The following is a 21262-nucleotide window of genomic DNA, read 5'->3' on the forward strand; positions in this document are numbered from 1 at the left end:
TGGGTGCGCACAGGTCAGGCCTGCGCGTCTGCCATTTCCTCATCGGGGGCGTCGTCGCCCTCCTCGTCGGTCTCAAGCTCGGTCGGGTCGACCCAGCCCAGAAGAACCCGCGCGGTCATCACAAGATGCTGCGCTTCTTCAAGAGACATCTCGAACGGTTCGAGCAGGCCATCGTCCTTGTGCCGTTCGCCATCCACGGTGGTCCAGCCGCCGGCCAGTTCCCAATCCGCGCAGGTCGCGAAATCTTCCAGCGTTTTCACGCCATCCTGTGCCAGGACTTCGATCATCTGCGGCGTCAGCCCGTCAAAGTTGACCAGGCTGTCCTCGGCCCCCAGTTCACGGGCATTGTCCAGCGCCTTTTGCGCCTGCGCCTCAAGGTTTTCGCGTGCACGGGTCTGAAGCTCTGCGGCTGTGTCCTCATCGACGCCGTCGATGACCAGAAGCTCGTCCAATTCGACGTAGGCCACTTCTTCAAGGTTGGAGAACCCTTCGGAAACCAGCAATTGCGCAAAGAACTCGTCCAGGTCGAGTGTTTCGACAAAGAGCTTCGTGCGCTCTTCGAATTCCTTCTGGCGGCGGGCCGATTCTTCTTCCTCGGTCATGATATCGATATCGAGCGCTGTCAACTGCGAGGCCAGACGCACGTTCTGGCCGCGACGCCCGATTGCAAGGCTCAGTTGTTCATCGGGAACAACAACCTCGATCCGCTCGGCCTCCTCGTCCAGAACGACCTTGCTCACCTCGGCGGGCTGCAATGCGTTCACGAGGAATGTCGGCACGTCCTCGTTCCACGGGATGATGTCGATCTTTTCGCCCTGAAGCTCGTTGACGACGGCCTGCACGCGGCTGCCGCGCATCCCGACGCAGGCGCCGACGGGGTCGATCGACCCGTCATAGGAAATCACTGCGATCTTCGCGCGCGATCCCGGATCGCGGGCCACAGCCTTGATCTCGATGATTCCGTCGTAGATCTCCGGCACTTCCATCTTGAAAAGCTCGGCCATGAATTCCGGCGCTGTGCGCGACAGGAAGATCTGCGGCCCGCGCGTCTCGCGGCGCACATCCTTGATGTAGCAGCGAATCCGGTCGCCGTTGCGATAGCTCTCGCGGCCGATCTTCTCGTTGCGGCGCAGGATGCCTTCGCCCCGGCCCACATCGACGATGACGTTGCCGTATTCCTCGCGCTTGACCACACCGTTGATGATGGTGCCCGCGCGATCCTTGAATTCCTCGAACTGGCGGTCCCGCTCGGCTTCGCGCACCTTTTGCAGGATCACCTGCTTGGCGGATTGCGCGGCAATCCGGCCCATCTCCACCGGTGGCACTTCCTCGATGAACTCATCGCCGATCTGCGGGCTGCCGGTGAAGTCCTCGACCGGCCTGGACTCGCGCAGCCAGACCGCGTTCTGGTTCGCTTTCGGCGCCCGGAAATACTGTTTGGCTTGCTCGGTGGTCATCTCGGACTGGTAATTCTCGAGCTCTTCTTCTTCGACTACCGTGCGCACGCGGGTAAAGTCGGCACGGCCCGTCTTGCGATCGATCGCCACGCGAATGTCCATCTCGGATCCGTAACGCGACTTGGCCGCTCGGGCGAGGCTCTCTTCCATCGCCTCGACCACGAGACCGGGGTCGATCATCTTTTCACGCGCCACCGCTTCGGCGGTTTGCAACAGTTCCAACTGGTTGGCTGATGTGATTGCCATGCGCTTTACTCCTCTTCGGGCCCTTCGGCCTCGATCACGTCGTCAAAATTGGTCTCGTCAAAGCCTTGCGCCTTGCGTGCCTTCAGCATTTCCTTGATCAGCTCCTCGGTCAGAACCAGCTTGGCATCCGAGAGCCAGTCGAAGTTCAGCCCGATCGTGCCCTCGTCCAGGTTGACCAGCACCTCGTCCTCCTCGACACCGGCCAGCACACCCTTGAAGCGTTTGCGCCCGTCGATCAGCTCGGAGGTTTCCAGCTTGGCTTCGTAGCCCTCGAACGTCTCGAAATCCTTGAGCCGGGTCAAAGGCCGGTCGATCCCCGGCGATGATACCTCCAGCGTGTAGGTATCAAGAATCGGGTCCTCGACATCCAGCGTCGCGCTCACGGCGGTGCTGATCGCGGCACATTCATCCACTTCGATCCCGCCATCCGGGCGCTCTGCCATGATCTGCAAGGTCGATGTCTTGCCGCCCATCAACCGGATCCGCACGAGCTCGAACCCCATGTCCTCGATGACAGGGGTGATGATCTCGGCCAGACGACGGTCCATCGCGGCTTTTGCGATCAGGTCAGACATTGATGCTTACTCTCCAGACACAAAAAAACGGGCGCGCGGCCCGTCGAAGAATTCGGTGGGTGAAGGCCGAAACCGACACGCCGCTATTGGCTTGGATATACGCAGCGTATCCCGGTTCCGCAAGGGGATTCGTTCCCGCATCGTCAACACCACGAAAAACACCCTCAGACCCGCTGGACGCGGTGCGCCCCGCACCGGGCTGAAACCTCAGTAATCCCTTTCGAAAAAGACCCCGACAGATGAATTCCCGGTTGTGTCGGTACTGCCCCGCGCCGTGATGTCCGATGTCACGTCAAGGTTCAGGTTGATCTCTGTCTGGCCGCCGCTTTCCACGACGATATCCGAATAGACGTTGTCGGAAATGTATTTTCCTGCGCGCACCGCCGTTTCGCCCTCCGAGGTTTGCGTGACGTCCAGATCATCCAGACCGAAGCTGTTGCGCAGCCCTGACAGGATCCCGCCACCGCCGCGGCCGGCCAGCGTGGCCACCGCGTTGGCCAGTTCCAGCGCCTGAAGCGCCGACAGGTTCGACAAATCCCGCCCGAAAAGAAGCTGCGCCAGAACCTCGTCCTCCGGCAATTCGGGGCTGGAGCTGAAGGTGATGTCGGGCGATGACGCGGGCCCGTCCAGAATGATGCGCACCGTGATCCCGTTCGCCTCGGTCGCGGCCACAAAGCGCAGCACCGGGTTGAAACTGCCGCTCAACTGGATGCGCCCCTCGTCCAGCGTGAACCGCTGGTTCAGGATATCCAGACGTCCGCGCACCAGTTCGAAACCGCCCTGCGGAATGATGTCCGATGTTGGCCCGGTGAGCCGCAGCAGCCCCGAAAGCTCGGCATCCAGCCCGCGCCCCCGGACAAACACCTGCCCCGGCGCGCGCAGCGTCAGGTCCAGGCGGGTCGACGACGGACCGCTGCGTTGCGGTTCCGCGCCGGAGGTCGGGGGCGCGTCCCCCAGCCCGGCGCGATCCAGCGTGCGCATCACCGGACGCGTCGCGCCCAGATGATTGACCGGCGGAATATCCGCCAGCGCCGTCACCCCCGATTCGGGCACTTTGATTTCGGTCTCGTTGAGTTGCAGATCGCCGCTGATCAAAAGCGACCTGCCTATCGGCCCGGTCAGGTTGACGGTGCCATCGACGCTTGAGTCATAAAGGTCCACATCGCGAATGCCGAACCGGTTCAGCGTCGCTGTCAGGTTGGCATCAAAGCCATCCAGTCCCAGGCGCCCGTTCACATCGACCGATCCGCCGTGATTGCCCGGTGCCGACAACGCGATCTGCGCCGCACCACCTGCCAGCCGTATCTGCCCCTCGATCGGCGTCAGGGTGATGCCCAGCGTGGGGGCGCTCAGTTCCGCGCCGCGCGGCGTGATCGTGCCCGACAGGCTGGTCAGCGCCAAGGGACCCGACATCGTCAGGTCCAGATCGGCCCGACCGTTCAGCCTGCGCGGCGCGATGAAGACATTGGCAAGGCCAAGCGGGGCGGTCCCGTCGACTTGCAGGTTGGCCCTGCCGGCATTGGTGACCGCGCCATCAACCGCCAGCGCGGTGCCGCCGGGACCATCCAGAGCCACATCCACGCCGTATCCATCGCTGCGCTGCTGCACGCTGCCATCCATGGCAAGCGCGCCTTCGAAATCCGGCGCAATTAGCCCGACATTCGCGAGCCGTGCAGAGATATCGAGGTTGCTCAACGGCCCGCTTGCCCGGGCAGTGATCTCGGGGGTCTGGACCTGTGCCGACAACCGGTCCAGGGTGCCGTTCTGACCGGCCGCGCCAAACTCGAACCGCGTGACGCCGCGCAAAAGTTGGTCCACCACCGGGTTCCCGATGCCAAGACCCGATCCTTGGCCGCTGCCCGAAAGATCGAAGGTGCCGCCATCTTCGTAAGAGCCGCGCAGGTCGGCGCGCGCTTGCCCGCGCAACGATTGACCGGCCAGGGCCGACAGGGGGGCAAGGTTGCCTGCATCGACCGACAGGTCAAATGTCGCATCCGGGGCACTCAGCGCCCCTGTCACCGTGGCGGACCCGGTCGCACCGAGTGCTCCCGCGTCCAAACGGATCGTCTGCACCGTCAGGCGTTCGCCTGCCTGGACCCAGTTGAACCGTGTCATGGCGCTCGGGGTCGAGCCGACCGCTTGTGCGAGCCGATCATCGGCCAGCCGCACTGCGGTCCCTTCGACTGTCAGATCGCCGTCCGCCGACACAAGCCCGCCACTGTCGGTCTGCGAAATCGCCCCGGTGCCGCGCACCGACAGCGCATCGGCCGACACTTGCGGCGATCCCAGGTCGTTGACGCGGATATCCGCGTCCCAGCGTCCATCCGGTCCGCCGGTCGCTTCAAGCGTGACCGTCCCGCTGTCCAGCTCCATCCCGCCTGCAAACGGCAGGCGCACCGCTTGCGACCCGTTCGAAAGGTCCGCCGTAATGGCCATGTTGCGCAGCGTCGCACCGTTCAGCAGCACCGTTCCGTCCAGAACTGCGGCGCCAGCGGCTTCGCCCGGAAATACCCTGTCCAGATCGGCCAGCCGCCCGTCAAGACGCAGCGACGTGTCGGCGCTCGTGATCTTGCCGGTCGCGCTCATGGTCAACGCGGAGGTCGCGACCCGCGCGGAGCGCAGCGTGGTCCCGGTTTCGTCGCGCCGCACATCCAGCCGCGCCGATCCGACACCGTCCAGAAGACGATCCGCGATGTCCTGGCCGATCGACACGCCCACCGTTGTGCCGTCGATCACGATGTCGGCCATGCCCGAGACCGGTGCAATCGCCCCGTCGATCCGCATGTCGACCCGCCCGCCAAGGGGCCGCCCGGCCACCGCTGAAAACCGGTCGAGCCGTTCGGCCGCGAGTGTCAGGTCCAGCGCCAGCGGCATCGCGTCCTGCGCTGTCCAGGTCGCAGTCCCGTTCAGGCCATAATCTTCGCCCGCCGCTTCGATCCCGGTGACGCGAAGCGGCTGGCCGCTCCGGTAATCGACCCGTGCCTGGCCTGACAGGTCCGTGCCCACGGCTTCGGCCAAGTCGGGATCGGCCAGCGCAAGATCATTCGCGGCAAAGGACAGGTCCAGCCCGAGTGTCCCGTCTTCGGCCAATCGCTTCTGGTCGATCGTGCCCCGGCCTTGCAGCGCCAAGACATCCAGCGTCGCGGCCGGGTTTTCGAAGTCCGACACCCGCGCATCGAAGGTGAAATCGCCGTTCAGCGCCGCATCGAACGTGACCGACGCCACCTGCGTGTCGCCGTCGCCAAAGGGCAACACAACCGGACCGCCCTCGGGGCTGGAAATCTGGCCCGTGGCGTCCAGCGCATCAAGCCAGCCGCTTTCAGATACTTCCGCGCTGCCGCTTAGCGACAGCGTGTTGGCGGTGAGATCGAACTGCGGCACGTCCGTCCGCCCGGACGCATCGCGAATGACCCGCGCCTGCAGGGAGATGTCGTCGCCGAAGAAGTCCCGCCTGTCTTCCGTCAAAAGCGGTGTCGGATCGCCGTCTATATCGACCTGGAGGTCGAAACCGCCCGTGTCCGCCGGGGCCAGAATTCCGACAGTCCCGGTGATGCGTGGCTCATCATTTGTGGCCAGCTCCAGATCGGCCGTGAAATCGTCGATCTGCCCGTCACCCGCCACGGTCAGGGCAATCGACGGCGCCCCGGGGATGCCGACACGCTTGGAAACCAACCCGCCTTCTGCTTCCTCGGCAGTCAGATCGACCGCCAATCGTCGCGACGATGGATCATAGCTCGCCGCCACTTGGATCACTGCCTGCTGGCCGTCCACACGGTTCAGACCAAGCTGCACCGCGCCGCCGCCGTCATCCAGCGTGGCTGACCCGTTGACGGCGAATTCGGCCTCTTCTCCAAGCAGCGAAGCGCCAAGCTGAACCGAGGTCAGCGCGAATTCCTCGATGCGAATCTCGACAGGAAGATCGGGAATGGAAAACGGTTCGGCTTCCGCGCTCGGCACGTCCGTCCCGGCATCGGGCGCACGCGACACGACGACCGTTTCGGCGGTGAAAGAGGTGACATCCACGATCCCGCGCAACAGGGCCGCGCGGGTCCAGTCAAGCTCCACGTTCTCGGCCCGGAACCATTCGCCGGACTCGTCGGAGATCGACAGAAGCGCGATGGACGCTTCGCTCGACAGCGCGCCTTGGAAACCGCGTATCCGCACGTCGCGGCCCGCGCCGGACAGCGCGTCCTGCAGCAGGCCGGCAAGATAGCCGGGGTCTTCCTCGCTGTCCTGGGCGGCCGCAGACAGCGGCCAGTATAGGACCATCAGCAGTGTCAGAATGAAACGCATCTCAGAAAGCCTGCCCAATACCGATGTAAAGTTCATAGGCCTGGCCGGCGTCATCGCCTGTCACCGGCGTCGCCACATCCACCCGGATCGGACCGATCCCGGTATCGTAGCGCAGGCCAATCCCGGCCCCTGCGTGCCAGTCGCTGTCGCCACCAAAGCCGCTGTCTTCGGTGACCATGCCGGCATCGTAGAACCCGACAAGGCCGATATTGCCGCGCACCTTTGCGCGCAGTTCCGCCGAAACCGCGGCAAAGCTCTGGCCGCCGGTGAATTCGCCATTGTTGGCCGTCACGCCCAGCGACTGGTAAGGTTGCCCCCGCACCGTGCCGCCGCCGCCGGAATAGAACAGGTAGTCTGGCACGGTTCCTTCAAGGTCCGGCCCCCAGACCGACCCGATCTGCGCCCGGCCTGCGAGCACGAAACGGTCGTCTTCACCCAACCCCAGATAAGCCCGTGCATCCGAACTGACCTGCACCCCGCTTTCGGTGTCGTCCAGGCCAAGGAACGGAAGTCCGGTCGCCGAGATGTAAAATCCGTCAGTCGGGTTGAGGGTGTCGTTGCGCGTATCGTAGCTCGCACCGAAGGTGGCGGTCAGCAGTTGAAACTCCCGCGCGCCGAACGCGTCCTCGGTGTCGATATAGCGATAGCCAAGCCCGAACGTCCCGGTAAGCTCATCGGAAAACCGATGCGTCAAACCCGAGGAAAGGCTTGCCTGATCGCTGCTGAACCCCGGCTCGTTCAATTGCTCGATCGAGGCGCTCAGGTAAAATTCGGTATCCGGCGTAAAGGTTGCAGGCCGCCCGTAGGTGAGTCCCAGCTTGTAGTCGATATCGTTCTCGTCGGTGCCGATCCCGGAAATCTCGGCGTCGACTCTCAGCCGCTCTGCGCCCTGAAACAGGTTCCGGTGCAGCCAGAAGGCGGTCAGCTTGCCGCCCTCTTGCGTCGAAACCTCGGCGCCAAAGCCGAACCGCCGTGGCTTCTGTTCGGCCAGTTGCACGTCCAGGTCGAGCGTTTCGTCCGGTTCCGCCGTTTCCGCCTCTGAAATCGCGACGGAACTGAACACACCGGTCTGCCGCAACCGGCGCTCGGCCTGCGCGATCTCTTCGGGATCGAACACCGCGCCGTGCGGGATGCCGGCAATCTCGCGAATACGTCGGGCGTGGATCGTGTCATTGCCCGTCACCCCGATATCCCCGAACCGCAGACGTGGCCCGGGGGACAGATCGAGCTTGACGTCCAGCTCCCGGTCCGGGTGATTGGCGGTGATCCGCTGATTGACCAGCCGTGCCTTGGCGTGACCCGCGTTGCGCCAGCCTGTGATGCCGGCATCCACTGCGGTGCGGATCGGTGGGGTTCCGGCCCGTGCACCGCTGCGGAAGCTGTCCGGTATCCGGGTTCCCTCGGCCAGGGGGGCGATCTCGGCCTGGCCAAAGCGGAACCGTGATCCCGGATCGACCTGCACAAGGATCTGATCAATGTTGCCCGGCGCTTCGAAGGGCGAAATCCCGGCCGCTTCCCGGCCATCGATCGTGATCGAAATCGCCGGGGCAAAGCGTCCCGCCGCGTACATGGCCGCTACCAGACGCCCATAATCCGTCTGCGCCGCAGCCAGAAGCGCTTGTGGCGTGGGGGTCTCGGTATCCAGCAGATCAACCATGGACATCGCGTCCTTCAACTCGGAGCGAAGCGCGTCTCCCCCGCCGGACACATTCAGATCAAGCGTTTGGGCGGCGCCCATGCCGGGTAGAGCCAAAAGGCACACGCACAACATCCTGCGGTCAAACCTGGTCATCCGCCCCAAACCTCGTTCTTACACCTGAAAAGGCATAGCAGTTGAACCACCAACTCTGCAAATGAGTTCCCCGTTCCGGGCAATCACGATTTTGCCGCACGGGCGCCCCGCGGATGACCCGCACAGGAAAAGGCGGGCATGACGATGGGGCTGTCATGCCCGCAAGGGGCAAAGGGTCAAGGGCCACAGGCCATTTGCCGGCCTGCCCGCGTCAGTGCCGCGCCAAGCTGTACCCTTTGTGCCGAAGGCACGGCAGGGCGTAGGCCGGTGTCGTGCCGCGCCGCGTCTGCACCGTCATGTTGCAGGCGCGGGGCAAGCTGCGCAGGCGGATATTGTTTCGCTCAAGGCAGCGCCCCATGACCACGCGGTTCAAACGCCCGCCCTTGATCTGCCGCACACAGCGCGCGGGCAGGGCTGCCCTGTGCCGGCCCGGCACATGACCGCGCGGCACGACTTTGGGATAGCTCTGCGATTGTGTGATCTGGGGTTTTTGCGGGTGTCGCGTGATCGTGACTTTGTCGTCGTCCCGATCTCTGTCGCGCGCATTCTGGATCGCCTTTCCGATGATGAAAACCGTCGCCGCCCCGGCCAAAAGCCGCGCGATATCCTCTTCGGACGCCGCCTTTGCGGGGACAGGTGAAAACGTGGCGATGGTGGTGGCGACAACCAGGACAGCTGCGATGAATTTGCGTGACATGAGAGGGCATCCTTTCGATCGGTGACGCGCCGCACCGGGCGCTTTGAAAGGGCAGGGAGGTTGCACCCCGCCGCCTGTATCTGCCATCTCGGCGAGCTTTGACACGTCAGGCAATAACGCGCCCCGGTTATGCGATAACCACGGCACCATTATTGAATTTCCCCGCGCGCCGCCGCAGGGTGAACCCATGAAACACGTCTTTCCTTTTGTCGTCCTTGCCGCGCTCTTGGCACCTGCCGCCGCTCAGGCCGATTGCTATGCCGATTACAAGGCGAAACAGGACAATCCCCTGCGCTTGCATTATGGCGTGGCCGAGATTTCGGGCCCCTGTTCGGTGAACGCTGCGCAACGGCAACTTGCGACCCGGCTTGCACAAGCGGGCTGGACATTGCTCAATGTGGTGTCGGTGTTCGACGAAGACGGGTTAGCCGAAAGGAAAGACAGTGCCGGATCGAACTTCCTCCGCTACTGACGCGCGACGCTCCGGCACCCGGATCGTGGCCATCGGGATCAGCGTGATTGTCGGCCTGCTGCTGCTGGCCGGTATCGTGCTGTTTCTGACCTTGCCCGATGGCAACGCGTTCAATGCGCGGGTCGAGCGGATTTTCGTCGAAAACGACGACCTCACCTCGCAGGCCGAAATCAAGCTGCTCGAGATCCTCGCCCAGTCCGGCACCGCATTCTCCGACACGCTGGCCGGGTATCGCACCGCGATTTTCGTTCTGCTGATCTTTGCGACCGCGATGCTGGTCGCGGCCTTGGTGTTTCTCATGTTGCTGGTCATGCTCAATCGCCGCATGGCCCAGATCGAGCGCTCGGGGATCCAGGTCAACTCTCTCATCGTCAGCCGGGAGGAAAACACCGTCTACCTGAACACGATGGGATTCAAGCTGACCGATGCGATGATGGAGACGATTTCGATTCTGGCCGAAGCGCGACTGGACGACGACCTGCTGTCCGGTGCCCAGATCGAAGCGATGGTGTCCGGCAAGTCCGCAGCCGATTGCGACGAAGCCGCCGGGGCCACCCGGATCAAGCGCCTGCGCGACGGGTTGGGCAACCAGCTGGTCAGCGAGTTGCTGATCAAGAATATCGCCCGCCGCGGTTATATGCTCGCCATCGACAAGGACGTCATCGAGGTGGTGTAAGCCGGGACATCCGCAAAGCGGGACATCCTTTGCGCCCACCGTATTTGCGCCCATTGTTCCGGCCGCATGTTCTCATGTCGGGCTGCAAGGCAAATCCGTACGAATAAACCGTACGGCTCCGCGCCGCGCCTTGTACGGTTGAACATGCCCTGTCGTGTCATCGGTTAGGGTTGGGGGCAAATCCGCGCGATTTGGCGGGATGTCACCCTGCGTCGCATGCCGGCCCGTACAGCGGCCCCCGCTCAACCGTACAAACCGTACGGCGCGGTCAGGTATACACCAACTTCGCCGCGATCTGGGCATGCAGATCGGGCGCCGCGCCAAGCACCCCGGCTGTCTGCGGCACAGCGTTGTTGAACCGCAGGTCGACTCCCTGCCGATCCGTCACTTTCGCGCCTGCTTCCGACAGGATCAGCGCCCCTGCCGCGATGTCCCATTCCCAGCTTGGCCGCAGCGTCAGCATGGCATCATACCGCCCCTGCGCGACCAGGCACAGCCGGTAGGCCAGCGACGGGCGGTGTGCACGTACGAACTCAGGAACCGGCGCCCGCCAGTGCTTGGGGTCCATGTTGGGCGTGGTCGCCAATACGCGCGCTTCCGAAATATCTGTTTTATGCGAAAGGCTTATCTGCTGTTCATTCAGGAACGTCCCCTGCGAGAGGCCCGCCGCGTAAAGCAAGTCCAGTTCTGGAAGAAACACCACGCCCTGCGTCACGACGCCATGCTCCACCACGGCCAGCGAATGCGCCCAGGTGCGCTCTCCTTTCACGAAACTGCGGGTGCCATCAATCGGATCGACGATGAACAAGCGATCCTGCACCAGCCGCTCGGCGCTGTCCGGCGTTTCCTCGCTAAGCCAGCCATAGCCGGGCCGGGCCGTGGTCAGGCGGTCTCGCAAGGCGCGGTCCACGGCGATATCCGCTTGCGTCACCGGTCCGGCATCGCCAGGTTTTTCGTTGACTTCCAAGCCCTTGGACTTGTGGTACAGGGCGATTTCGGCCGCCTCCCTTGCGGCCTCGATCAAAAGTTCAAGATCATTCTCCAGCAAGCGTCAGACCTTCCACCAGAAGCGATGGCACAACCCGGCTCAACCACGGGCGTGCATCGTTGGCTGGCGTGATTTGCTTGAGCATTTCGACAAGATTGCCCGCAATCGTCACACCGCTCACCGGGTAGGCGACCGCACCATTCTCTACCCAGACGCCGGCTGCCCCGCGCGAATAGTCCCCTGTGTTGGGGTTGATCGTGGACCCGATCATCGAGGTCACGACAAGCCCGGTTCCCATCTCGGCAATCAGGCCTTCACGGTCCATAACTCCTTGAGTCAAAGCGATATTCGACACGCTGGGCGATGGCCCCGCGGTGGTCCCGCGCGCGGCGTTCCCGGTGGGTTGCAGTCCCAGCTTGCGCGCCGTGGCCAGATCGAGCGTCCATCCCGTCAACACCCCGTCCTTGACGATATCGCGCTTTTGCGTCGGCAAGCCTTCGGCGTCGAACGGGCGCGACCCGGCAACGCGGACACGGTGCGGGTCCTCGGTCAGGCTCAGATGCCCTGGCAGGACCTCTTTTCCCAATAAATCCAGCGCCCAGGATGATTTGCGCGCGATCGCAACCCCATTGATCGCCATCAATAAATGCCCGATCAGTGACGATGAAATCCGTTCGTCGAACAACACCGGGTAGGCCCCGGTCTTGGGCTTGCGCGGGTTCATTCGTTCCAGCGTCCGCTCTGCCGCCGTGCGGCCAATATCTTGCGCCGACCGCAAATCCGACTGGAAGATCCGTTGATCCGCGTCGTAATCCCGCTCCATCCCGGTTCCCGTGCCCGCAATCGCCACGCAGGACGTGGAGCGTGAGGATCGCTGATATCCGCCAGAAAACCCATTGCTTGCAGCAAGGTAGACGTCCTGCGACCCATAGGCGGCGGAGGCTGATGAAACCTGTGTGATCCCATCCACCTGGAGAGCCGCGCTTTCCGCCTCCCGCGCGTCCCGCTCCAACGCGTCCGGCGTCGGCTCGGGCGCGGGATCGTACATTTCCAGCCGCTCGAAAGACCGGTCCTCGGCCAATTGCGCCGGATCGGCCAGGCCGACATGCGGGTCTTCCGGTGCTTCGCGCGCCATCGCAACGGCCCGCTCGGCCATCACCGCAAGGCTGTCCGACCGCACATCCGACGATGACACGTTCGCCACGCGCTGCCCGACAAAGACCCGCAACCCGATGTCCGTGGACTCGGACCGCTCCGCCTGCTCCAAAGCGCCGCCGCGCACATCGATCGAGACCGAATTGCCGGTCACGGCAACCACGTCTGCGGCATCCGCGCCGGCGGCCTTGGCCCGCTGCAGCAAGTCTTGCGTCAGGGTGTTGAGCATCTGTGTCATGGGGCCTCCGGTGCCTCTGCCTGCGAGGCAGTGACGTAGAGCGGTCGGGACGTCACCGCAACCCTGAAGGGTCAATACACTAAGGCTCGACCGTTTCGACCACACCCAGAATCGGACCCATCCAGCGCCCGAAATCCGACCGGTTGAGCCCGGGAGCATGCAGGCGCGATACGCGGCCGTCCAGGAACAACGCCTGCGGCAGGTCAAGGTCATCGCGAAAGATGCGCCCGAATTCGTGGAATGTCACCGGCGCGTCCGAAATCGCGAAAACCACCCGCGTGCCGTCCTCGGAGGTGCCAACCCCGTTCCGGATATACCGCGAGGTGCCGTCCTCCAGGAACCTTGGGTGCAAATTCCCGTCGATCACCAACATCGGACCCGATTGCGTGGCATGGCGACAGTCCGGGCGCGCCGCTTCATAACGAAGGGTCTCGATCACATCGGCCCGACCTTGCTGGATGCAGAACACGCCGTTGGGCAAAAGCCCGAAATTTCCGGGACCTGCAGTGGGGATCACCCGCATGACCTCTTGACCGTTCTCGATGTAATGCCCGACAGGCGCGCGGTCGTCATGGTACATTCCGCCGTTCATCGCGACGGAGAGACGCCGACCCTCGGTCTTCAGTTCTGCGTCGATTGCAGAAAACTGGCCAAACCTGTCGCCCGATGGCGCATCAAGGAACAGGCGCAAATCGTCGGTGCGCGGATCAATGTCGCAGGCGGTGTAGCGCAGGCCGTCAAAGTTGCGCTCCTCGCAGACGACTTCGGACTGGGCAGTCAGGGTCGTGCCAAGCAGCGCAAGCGCCGCCAGCGTGCCCCTAGTTTTCCACGTCACGGCGGACATCGTCTTTCTCGAAAATGCGGCGGGTATCGTCCATCCGGTCGAACGTGTCGTCCAGTCGAAAGCGTAGTTCGGGCGAGAACTTGAGCGTCAGGTTCTTTGCCACGATACGCCGCAATTCGTTGCGATTGCGGTTCAGAAGCCCGAGAAGTTCGTCCTGCCCATCCCCCATCAAGGGCACGACGAAAGCTGTTGCCACCTTGAGGTCGGGAGATGTGCGGACTTCGCCCACTGTAATGGAATAGCGATTGAGGTCCGGATCGTGAATGTCGCCACGCGCCAGCACGTCCGCCAGTGTGCGCCGGATCAATTCGCCAACGCGCAGTTGCCGTTGGCTCGGTCCGTCAGAGCTGTGAGATCGGTTTTTTGCCATGAACGGGACATAAGGCTTCTGGCAGCCTTTGCCAAGCAGGGGACCAACCGCTATTGAGGCGAAAATTCACCGGCGGAGAATGGGCATGAGCGAAGAGGTCGGCGTGGTTGTCACCGGAGTATCTGGACGCATGGGACAGATGCTCGTGACAGAAATCGAAAAAAACTCAAAGCTTTACCTTGCCGGTGCCATAGACCGCGCCGGGCATGACTGGGTGGGTCAGGATTTGGGCACAGCGATGGGCAGGGGCGCCAACGGTGTGATAGTGGCGGATGACCCGCTGGACAGTTTCGCGCGTGCTCAGGCGGTGATCGACTTCACCGCGCCCGCCGCCACTGTCGGGTTCGCCGAACTGGCGGCGCAGGCCCGCGCCGTGCATGTGATCGGGACAACCGGCCTGTCCGAACAGGACCTGACCAAGATCAAGGCCGCGGCGCGCCACTCGGTTGTCGTGCGCGCCGGCAACATGAGCCTTGGCGTGAACCTGCTTACGGTGCTGACGCGCAAGGTCGCTGCGGCGCTCGATGCGGATTATGATATCGAGGTGATCGAGGCGCACCACAACCAGAAGGTCGACGCGCCCTCGGGCACAGCCCTGATGTTGGGTGAGGCCGCAGCGGAGGGGCGTGGCGTCGATCTGCGCGAGGTGTCGGACCGGGGCCGCGATGGGATTTCCGGCGCGCGCGACCGGGGCGCGATCGGGTTCAGCGCCATCCGCGGGGGGGACATCGTGGGTGAACATGATGTCATGTTCGCCGCCGAAGGCGAGCGTATCATCTTGCGCCACATCGCCAGCGACCGGGCGCTTTTCGCGCGCGGTGCGCTCAAGGCGGCGCTTTGGGGCCAGGACAAGGCGCCCGGAGAATACGACATGCTGGACGTTCTGGGGCTGTCCGAAGGCTGACACGGAAAGGCGCGATGCCGGAAACCTTTTGATCCAGATGCGCGTTGGACACGTATTCTGCGTAACCCAAGCCCGAGAGGATCAAATGTTGACCCGTGTTTCCCTGATCGTGGCCGCCGCGGTTGCACTTGGCTTTCCACAGAGCGCTGCCGCCGAATTGAAGCGGATCGAAAGCAAATCCGAATTCGTGCAGATTGTGCAGGGCAAGACCCTGTCGCGACCCCTGGTGCGTCTGGCCGTCGATCAGAACGGTGGCATCACGGGACGGGGCGTGACCTGGGATGTGACCGGCTCCTGGTCTTGGCAAGACGGCTTCTTTTGTCGGGACCTGACCTGGGGAGGTGATGACCTTGGCTATGATTGCCAGGAAGTACGCGCCAATGATAGCGAGGTGCGGTTCACCTCGGATCAAGGGGCCGGAGACACGGCAGATTTCCGACTGCGGTGAGTTTCAGAAATCGATCGCCAAGCCGCCTTTTTCCCAATCCCCGTAACGCACCGGTTCCGGTCCGTCACGGCCGCCGAGCTCTTTCGGTAAGGGGGCTTCCGAGGCTGCCTTCTTGCGCCGCGCTTCGGCTTCGGCCAAGGCACGTTGCGCGGCGGGTGGCAAATCGATGGGGTTATCGGAACTCATCTCGGGCTTTCCTCTTGTATGAGTTTGATATACGCGCCATCCGGTCCCTGACAACCCCGGTCCAATACAGGAAAGTCCTTTGCCCGCACCTGCCTCTCCGCGTCGCGTAGCTCTTGATGGGTTGAGCCAGATTATCGGCGAAGGCCGGATCCTTTCGGATGTCATGGCCGATCCGCTCTGGCAGGACCTGACACCCGCCGAACGCGCTGCCGCGCAACGGCTTGTCACGGACACGCTTCGGTATCTGGGCCGAGCGGATCACCTCTTGGCCTCCAACCTGCAGCGCACGCCGCCCTTGAAGGTCATGAACCTTCTTCGATTGGCGACGGTGGAGTTGATGACCGGCGGCGCTGCGCATGGTGTCGTGAACGATGCTGTCAACCTTGCTGCGGGAAACAAGAAAACCGCGCCCATGAAAGGGTTGGTGAACGCCGTGTTGCGCAAGATCACGGCGCTGGATCAAAGCGCCTGGGATGCGGCGCCGGACACGATGCTGCCCAAATGGCTGCGTCCCAAGCTTGCCAAGGACTGGAGCAAAGCGGGTGTCGCACGGATCGAACGCGCCCATGCGGTGCCGCCGCCTGTTGATCTGAGCGTGAAATCCGACGCGCAGGGGTGGGCAGACACCCTTGATGGGACGCTGTTGCCCACCGGGTCCGTTCGCTTGTCAGCGCGGGGGCAATTGTCAGCATTGCCGGGGTTCGACACCGGCGATTGGTGGGTGCAGGACGCCGCTGCCGCACTGCCGGTTCAGCTTTTGGGGGATGTGACAGGGGCGCGTGTTCTCGACATCGGCGCGGCGCCGGGCGGCAAGACCATGCAGCTTGCCGCGCGTGGCGCAGACGTGACGGCGCTGGATGTATCCGAACCGCGCATGGTGCGGCTCAGGGAAAATCTTGCCCGGACAAAGCTGGCAGCGCGGACTGTTGTGGCAAATGCGCTGACACATCAAGACGACCCGTTCGATGCGATCCTGCTGGACGCACCCTGCTCCGCGACCGGCACGATCCGGCGGCATCCCGATCTTCCTTACGTCAAATCACAGGCGGGAATAGACGATCTGGTCAAGCTGCAACGCAGCCTGCTGCTTCGTGCGGTTCACTTTCTCAAACCGGGCGGGAAACTGGTCTTTTGCACCTGTAGCCTGCTGCGCGAGGAGGGAGAGGATCAAGTCAAGTGGCTGTTGTCGCAGACGGGCGATCTGACCCTGCTTTCCCCCTCGGCCGCCGGTCTTGACACGCGCTGGATCAGTCCTGAAGGCGGCGTCCGCCTGCGGCCGGATTATTGGCCGGACCGGGGCGGCATGGACGGATTCTACATGGCAGTGTTGCAGCGCAATGGCAGTCCGCCGCCCGCCTGACAATTCCGCCGTGACTTGCCTCGGTCACAAAGCTATGGTGCTGGGAAAAACCGCCTGCGCAAAGCCAGGCAGAGGCAGAGCTGATGTTTCGACTGGACGCCGCAAAACGGGCGCAGACCCGGCTTTTGGACCGTGTTCACGCGCGCCTGTCCGCGCGCGTCCGGCCGGCGACCGCCTTTGTCGGCCAGCCCGAACCACGAGCCGTCGGGTCCTATGCCCGCGGGCGGCAGCTGACGGCGGGCAATCTTTTGTTCGCGGGGCATCTGGTTGAAGCGCCGGGCGCGATCCTTTGGGATATTCCCCCGCCGGATGATATTTTCCTCGAAGAACTTCACGGTTTCCACTGGCTTGACGACATGGCGAGCGTTGGCGATCCGGTAACGCGCAAAACCGCGCAGGCTTGGCTGTTCGAGTGGATAACCCGCTATGGCAACGGATCCGGCCCGGGCTGGACAGCGGAATTGGCCGGGCGACGCGTGATCCGGTGGCTGCATCACGCGTTTTTCGTGTTGGGCGGCTCCACGCCGGAACAATCGCGGGCGTTCTTTCGGTCCATCGCGCAGCAGACGATATTTCTAAACCGCCGCTGGCACAGCGCGTGCCCCGGATTGCCCCGCTTCGAAGCGTTGACGGGACTCATTTCAGCCGGCCTGTCCCTGCAGGGCATGGAGGCACAGGCCGACCCTGCGATCAAGGCGCTGGGCCAGGAATGCGAGCGTCAGATCAACGAAGGAGGCGGCGTTTCGACCCGCAACCCCGAAGAGTTGATGGAGGTGTGCACCCTTTTGATCTGGGCACGCGATGCGTTGCAGGAAACGGCCCGCGCGCCGGAGCCCGCACATATTCACGCGATTGCCAAGATCGTGCCAACGCTTCGCGCATTGCGCCATTGCGATGGTGGCCTCGCGCGATTTCACGGCGGTGGGCGTGGTATGGAGGGGCGGCTGGACACCGCGCTTGCTGCGGCGGGCGTAAAGGCGCAGGTTCCGCAGAACCTTGTCATGGGGTTTGCGCGCCTGTCCGCCGGCCGCACCTCCCTGATCATTGACGCGGCGCCTCCGCCGACAGGAATGTCCAGCATCAATGCCCATGCTTCGACGCTTGCCTTCGAGCTCACGTCCGGGCGGCGTCCTCTCGTCGTGAACTGCGGGTCGGGATCGGCCTTTGGCGAGGACTGGCGCAGGGCGGGGCGGGCGACCCCATCGCATTCGACCCTGTGTCTTGACGGCTATTCCAGTGCGCGCCTGGGAGACACGACCCGGGTCGGCTCGATCAAGCGTGAGCTGCTTGACGATGCGCCGAGGAATGTGCCGGTGGAAATATCGCGCGCCACCGACGGCATCCGATTCGAGGGCGGGCATGACGGGTATTCGCGGACGCATGGCCTGACCCATGCGCGCATCCTCGAGCTGACATTCGATGGCCGCGGGGTCGTGGGTGAGGACCTTTTGGTGGCACTCAACAGCAACGGCAAGGCGCAGTTCGACAAGAAAATGGAAGACAGCCGCCTGTCGGGTATCCCGTTTGACATTCGCTTCCACCTGCATCCCGAGGTCGACACCGCCATCGACATGAATGGAACCGCTGTTTCAATGGCTTTGAGAAGTGGCGAGATCTGGGTTTTCCGCTACGCCGGGCGGTGCAACCTGTCGCTGGAGGCGTCGGTTTACCTTGAAAAGGGGCGATTGCGCCCCCGCGCGACGAAACAGGTCGTTTTAACCGGTCGCGCAATGGAGTATGCAACCCGCGTTCGCTGGTCTTTGGCCAAGGCGCAGGATACCGCCATCGCGGTGCGGGACCTGGCCGAGGACGATGCGATGCTGCTGAACTGAACACTGGGAATTTTTGCTGCCATGACCACTCTTGCCCCCCTGCGACGCGCCTTGCTTTCCGTGTCTGACAAAACCGGCCTCGTCGATCTTGCCAAGGCGCTGGATGCGCGGGGGGTCGAGATCCTGTCCACCGGCGGGTCCGCCAAGGCGCTGCGCGACGCGGATGTGCCGGTCAAGGACGTGTCCGAGGTGACTGGCTTTCCCGAGATGATGGATGGCCGGGTCAAAACGCTGCACCCGATGGTGCATGGCGGGTTGCTGGCCCTGCGTGACAATGACGATCATGTCGCGGCAATGTTCGCGCATGACATCAAGGCGATCGACCTTCTGGTGGTCAATCTCTACCCGTTCGAAGAAACGGTTGCCAAGGGTGGCGACTATGACACCTGCATCGAGAATATCGACATCGGTGGCCCGGCGATGATCCGCGCCGCCGCCAAGAACCATGCCTTTGTCACCACCGTTGTCGATGTCGAGGATTACAAGGGATTGTTGGCCGAGCTCGATGCAAACGATGGCCACACGACTCTGGCATTCCGTCAGCGGCTTGCGCAGATCGCCTATGCCCGCACCGGGGCGTATGATGCCGCGGTCAGCACGTGGATGGCTGGCGCGATCGGCGAGGACACGCCGCGCCGCCGCGTCTTTGCCGGAACTTTGGCGCAGCCATTGCGCTATGGCGAAAACCCGCATCAGGGGGCGGCGTTCTATCACGATGGCAGCAACCGCCCTGGAGTTGCTGTGGCAGAACAGATCCAGGGCAAGGAGCTCAGCTACAACAACATCAACGACACGGATGCCGCGTTTGAACTGATTTCGGAATTCCTGCCGCGCGATGGCTTTGCCTGCGCGATCATCAAGCACGCGAACCCGTGCGGCGTGGCCAAGGGACGGACTTTGAAAGAGGCGTACCAAAAGGCGTTCGATTGTGACCGCACCTCTGCCTTTGGCGGGATCGTTGCGCTGAACTCGACGCTGGACGGGGAAACCGCCGAGGCGATTTCCGAGATTTTCACCGAGGTCGTGATTGCTCCGGGTGCGCATCAGGCGGCCAAGGATGTCTTCGCGGCCAAGAAAAACTTGCGTCTGTTGATGGCGCCGGGACTGGCGAACACCGCAGAGCCGGGGACCGCCTGGACCCAAGTTTCGGGCGGGATTCTGGTCCAGAACCGCGACAATGGGCGGATTGATCTGGATGATCTGAAGGTGGTGACCAAAATCGCACCCACGGACGACCAGATGCGCGATCTGGTATTTGCCTGGACCGTGGCGAAGCATGTCAAGTCGAATGCCATTGTCTATGCCAAGGACCGGGCCACCGTGGGCGTCGGCGCGGGCCAGATGAGTCGGCTTGACAGCGCGCTGATCGCCGCGAAGAAGGCCGACCGCATGGCCGAGGCGCTGGGCTTGTCAGAGCCGCTTACCAAGGGCAGCGCGGTGGCGTCCGACGCCTTCTTCCCCTTTGCCGATGGCCTGATGGAAGCGGCGGCGGCGGGTGCCTCCTGTGTCATTCAACCCGGTGGCTCGATGCGTGACGACGAGGTGATCAAGGCTGCGGATGACGCCGGGCTGGCCATGGTGCTCACCGGGATGCGGCATTTCCGGCACTGATTTTACCAAGCGGTAAGAGCCTGCCGCAGCGAAAGGAATTTTGATGCGTCTGGTCGCCCTCGTTTCCCTGATCGTTTTCGTGGTCGACCAGATCAGCAAGTGGATGGTGGTCCATGTGATGGACCTTGCCCGCGTCGGCGCCATCGACCTGTTTCCACCCTATCTGAATTTCCGCATGGCGTGGAATACCGGCATCAATTTCGGGCTTCTGTCGGGGCATGCCGACTGGACACGTTGGGTGCTTATTTCGGTGGCGCTGGGCATCGTGCTGTTTGTGCTTGTCTGGATGCGGCGCGATCCGCCTGGGCGCATGGGGTTGGTCTTTGGGGGTCTGTTGATCGGCGGTGCGCTTGGCAATGTCGTGGACAGGTTGCTCTATGGGGCCGTTGCGGATTTTCTCAACATGTCCTGCTGCGGGATTTCCAATCCCTATGCGTTCAACGTGGCCGATATCAGCGTGTTCATCGGGGCCATTGGCCTTGCGCTTTTCCCGGGCAGCAAAAACGCCCCGTGACGGGGGCGGCAGGATGCGTTAAAGCAAGTCCGAGGCGAACACGGAGGCGGGCAGAAAACATGCCGCGCACATTGATCATACTGGCACTTTTGGCGCTGACCGCATGTGGCACGCGGCAGGACACCGCCGATCGTGACACCAATCTGCGCGAATTGCGCAATCCGTCGGGCGCGCCCGAGGAGTTCTCGATCGTGCCGCCGAAACCGTTGCAGACGCCCGACACCCTTGTCGAACTGCCCCAGCCAACACCGGGTGGCGCCAATCGCACCGACCAGACCCCGCTCAAGGATGCCGTGGCAGTGCTGGGCGGATCACCCGAACGCCTGGGCGTGCCGGCAGGCATCGGGGCCGGCGATCAGGCGCTTGTCGCACGGGCGTCGCGGTTCGGACGCGAACCGGGCATTCGCGACCAGCTGGCGCAAGCCGATCAGGAATTCCGCGAGCGTCGGTCGTTGTTCAACTGGCGCCTGGTGCCTGAAGACACGTATAACCGGGTCTATCGCAGGCAGACGCTTGATCCCTACGCAACGCTGGAGGCCGCGCGCAGGGCCGGGGCGCTCACACCGTCTGCACCGCCGCGCTGATCGCAACGCCGCTGCGCCGT

19 protein-coding genes are annotated in these 21262 nt (G+C 63.3%); 9 read left to right on the forward strand and 10 right to left on the reverse strand.

Annotation, left to right across the window (positions count from 1 at the left end):
* Positions 1 to 14 precede the first annotated feature (14 nt).
* From nusA to LCF59_RS08940, 5 genes are all read right to left on the reverse strand, one after another.
* Entirely contained in the window at positions 15 to 1703 is a 1689-nt protein-coding gene (gene nusA / locus LCF59_RS08920; RefSeq protein ID WP_292287112.1) for a transcription termination factor NusA, read from the reverse strand.
* Positions 1704 to 1708: 5 nt separating this feature from the next.
* Positions 1709 to 2278, reverse strand: a complete 570-nt coding sequence (gene rimP, locus LCF59_RS08925; RefSeq protein ID WP_292287113.1) for a ribosome maturation factor RimP — start codon at positions 2276 to 2278, stop codon at positions 1709 to 1711.
* 207 nt (positions 2279 to 2485) lie between these two features.
* The gene (locus LCF59_RS08930; protein ID WP_292287114.1) at positions 2486 to 6571 is read right to left on the reverse strand and encodes a translocation/assembly module TamB domain-containing protein; all 4086 of its coding nucleotides are present in this window, start codon (positions 6569 to 6571) and stop codon (positions 2486 to 2488) included.
* Between the two features lies 1 nt (position 6572).
* Positions 6573 to 8333 carry an autotransporter assembly complex family protein gene (locus LCF59_RS08935; protein WP_292287115.1) on the reverse strand — a complete coding sequence of 587 codons (1761 nt, stop codon included), beginning with the start codon at positions 8331 to 8333 and terminating at the stop codon, positions 6573 to 6575.
* 241 nt (positions 8334 to 8574) lie between these two features.
* Positions 8575 to 9060, reverse strand: a complete 486-nt coding sequence (locus tag LCF59_RS08940) for a hypothetical protein (protein ID WP_292287116.1) — start codon at positions 9058 to 9060, stop codon at positions 8575 to 8577.
* Between the two features lie 187 nt (positions 9061 to 9247).
* On the opposite strand from LCF59_RS08940, the gene LCF59_RS08945 reads away from it, so the two are divergent.
* Together LCF59_RS08945 and LCF59_RS08950 are read left to right on the forward strand one after the other, a co-directional pair.
* Positions 9248 to 9532, forward strand: a complete 285-nt coding sequence (locus tag LCF59_RS08945) for a hypothetical protein (protein ID WP_292287117.1) — start codon at positions 9248 to 9250, stop codon at positions 9530 to 9532.
* Positions 9504 to 10208, forward strand: a complete 705-nt coding sequence (locus LCF59_RS08950) for a hypothetical protein (RefSeq protein ID WP_292287118.1) — start codon at positions 9504 to 9506, stop codon at positions 10206 to 10208. The genes LCF59_RS08945 and LCF59_RS08950 overlap by 29 nt, the downstream gene beginning before the upstream one ends.
* 268 nt (positions 10209 to 10476) lie before the next feature.
* Here the strand turns inward: LCF59_RS08950 and LCF59_RS08955 are convergent, their stop codons facing one another.
* The 4 genes from LCF59_RS08955 to rbfA all read right to left on the reverse strand — a co-directional run bounded on the left by LCF59_RS08955 (position 10477) and on the right by rbfA (position 13803).
* Positions 10477 to 11256 carry a 3'(2'),5'-bisphosphate nucleotidase CysQ gene (locus tag LCF59_RS08955; protein WP_292287119.1) on the reverse strand — a complete coding sequence of 260 codons (780 nt, stop codon included), beginning with the start codon at positions 11254 to 11256 and terminating at the stop codon, positions 10477 to 10479.
* Positions 11243 to 12589, reverse strand: coding sequence for a TldD/PmbA family protein (locus LCF59_RS08960; protein ID WP_292287120.1), 1347 nt, complete (start codon positions 12587 to 12589; stop codon positions 11243 to 11245). Before LCF59_RS08960 ends, LCF59_RS08955 begins: the two co-directional genes overlap by 14 nt.
* A gap of 79 nt (positions 12590 to 12668) precedes the next feature.
* Positions 12669 to 13433, reverse strand: a complete 765-nt coding sequence (locus LCF59_RS08965) for a phosphodiester glycosidase family protein (RefSeq protein ID WP_292287121.1) — start codon at positions 13431 to 13433, stop codon at positions 12669 to 12671.
* Positions 13408 to 13803: a 30S ribosome-binding factor RbfA gene (gene rbfA / locus LCF59_RS08970; protein WP_292287122.1), complete on the reverse strand. Its 396-nt coding sequence runs from the start codon at positions 13801 to 13803 to the stop codon at positions 13408 to 13410. The genes LCF59_RS08965 and rbfA overlap by 26 nt, the downstream gene beginning before the upstream one ends.
* Before the next feature lie 85 nt (positions 13804 to 13888).
* Here rbfA and dapB point away from each other — a divergent pair, with 85 nt between their 5' ends.
* Complete coding sequence (gene dapB / locus LCF59_RS08975) at positions 13889 to 14707, forward strand: 4-hydroxy-tetrahydrodipicolinate reductase (protein WP_292287123.1); 819 nt, start codon at positions 13889 to 13891, stop codon at positions 14705 to 14707.
* 85 nt (positions 14708 to 14792) lie between these two features.
* Complete coding sequence (locus LCF59_RS08980; protein ID WP_292287124.1) at positions 14793 to 15155, forward strand: dihydrodipicolinate reductase; 363 nt, start codon at positions 14793 to 14795, stop codon at positions 15153 to 15155.
* Between the two features lie 3 nt (positions 15156 to 15158).
* On the opposite strand, the gene LCF59_RS08985 is transcribed toward LCF59_RS08980, so the two are convergent.
* Complete coding sequence (locus LCF59_RS08985; RefSeq protein ID WP_292287125.1) at positions 15159 to 15341, reverse strand: DUF1674 domain-containing protein; 183 nt, start codon at positions 15339 to 15341, stop codon at positions 15159 to 15161.
* Positions 15342 to 15420: 79 nt separating this feature from the next.
* On the opposite strand from LCF59_RS08985, the gene LCF59_RS08990 reads away from it, so the two are divergent.
* From LCF59_RS08990 to LCF59_RS09010, 5 genes are all read left to right on the forward strand, one after another.
* On the forward strand, positions 15421 to 16701 hold the full coding sequence (locus LCF59_RS08990) for a transcription antitermination factor NusB (RefSeq protein WP_292287126.1): 1281 nt from the start codon (positions 15421 to 15423) through the stop codon (positions 16699 to 16701).
* A gap of 83 nt (positions 16702 to 16784) precedes the next feature.
* On the forward strand, positions 16785 to 18533 hold the full coding sequence (locus tag LCF59_RS08995; RefSeq protein ID WP_292287127.1) for a heparinase II/III family protein: 1749 nt from the start codon (positions 16785 to 16787) through the stop codon (positions 18531 to 18533).
* Positions 18534 to 18554: 21 nt separating this feature from the next.
* Positions 18555 to 20144 carry a bifunctional phosphoribosylaminoimidazolecarboxamide formyltransferase/IMP cyclohydrolase gene (gene purH / locus LCF59_RS09000; protein WP_292287128.1) on the forward strand — a complete coding sequence of 530 codons (1590 nt, stop codon included), beginning with the start codon at positions 18555 to 18557 and terminating at the stop codon, positions 20142 to 20144.
* 43 nt (positions 20145 to 20187) lie between these two features.
* A complete protein-coding gene (gene lspA / locus LCF59_RS09005; protein ID WP_292287129.1) occupies positions 20188 to 20658 on the forward strand; it encodes a signal peptidase II in 471 nt (156 codons plus the stop codon).
* Positions 20659 to 20717: 59 nt separating this feature from the next.
* Complete coding sequence (locus LCF59_RS09010) at positions 20718 to 21242, forward strand: DUF3035 domain-containing protein (RefSeq protein ID WP_292287130.1); 525 nt, start codon at positions 20718 to 20720, stop codon at positions 21240 to 21242.
* Positions 21243 to 21262: the final 20 nt, after the last annotated feature.

This window comes from Marivita sp., assembly GCF_020055675.1.
Taxonomy (GTDB): domain Bacteria; phylum Pseudomonadota; class Alphaproteobacteria; order Rhodobacterales; family Rhodobacteraceae; genus Marivita.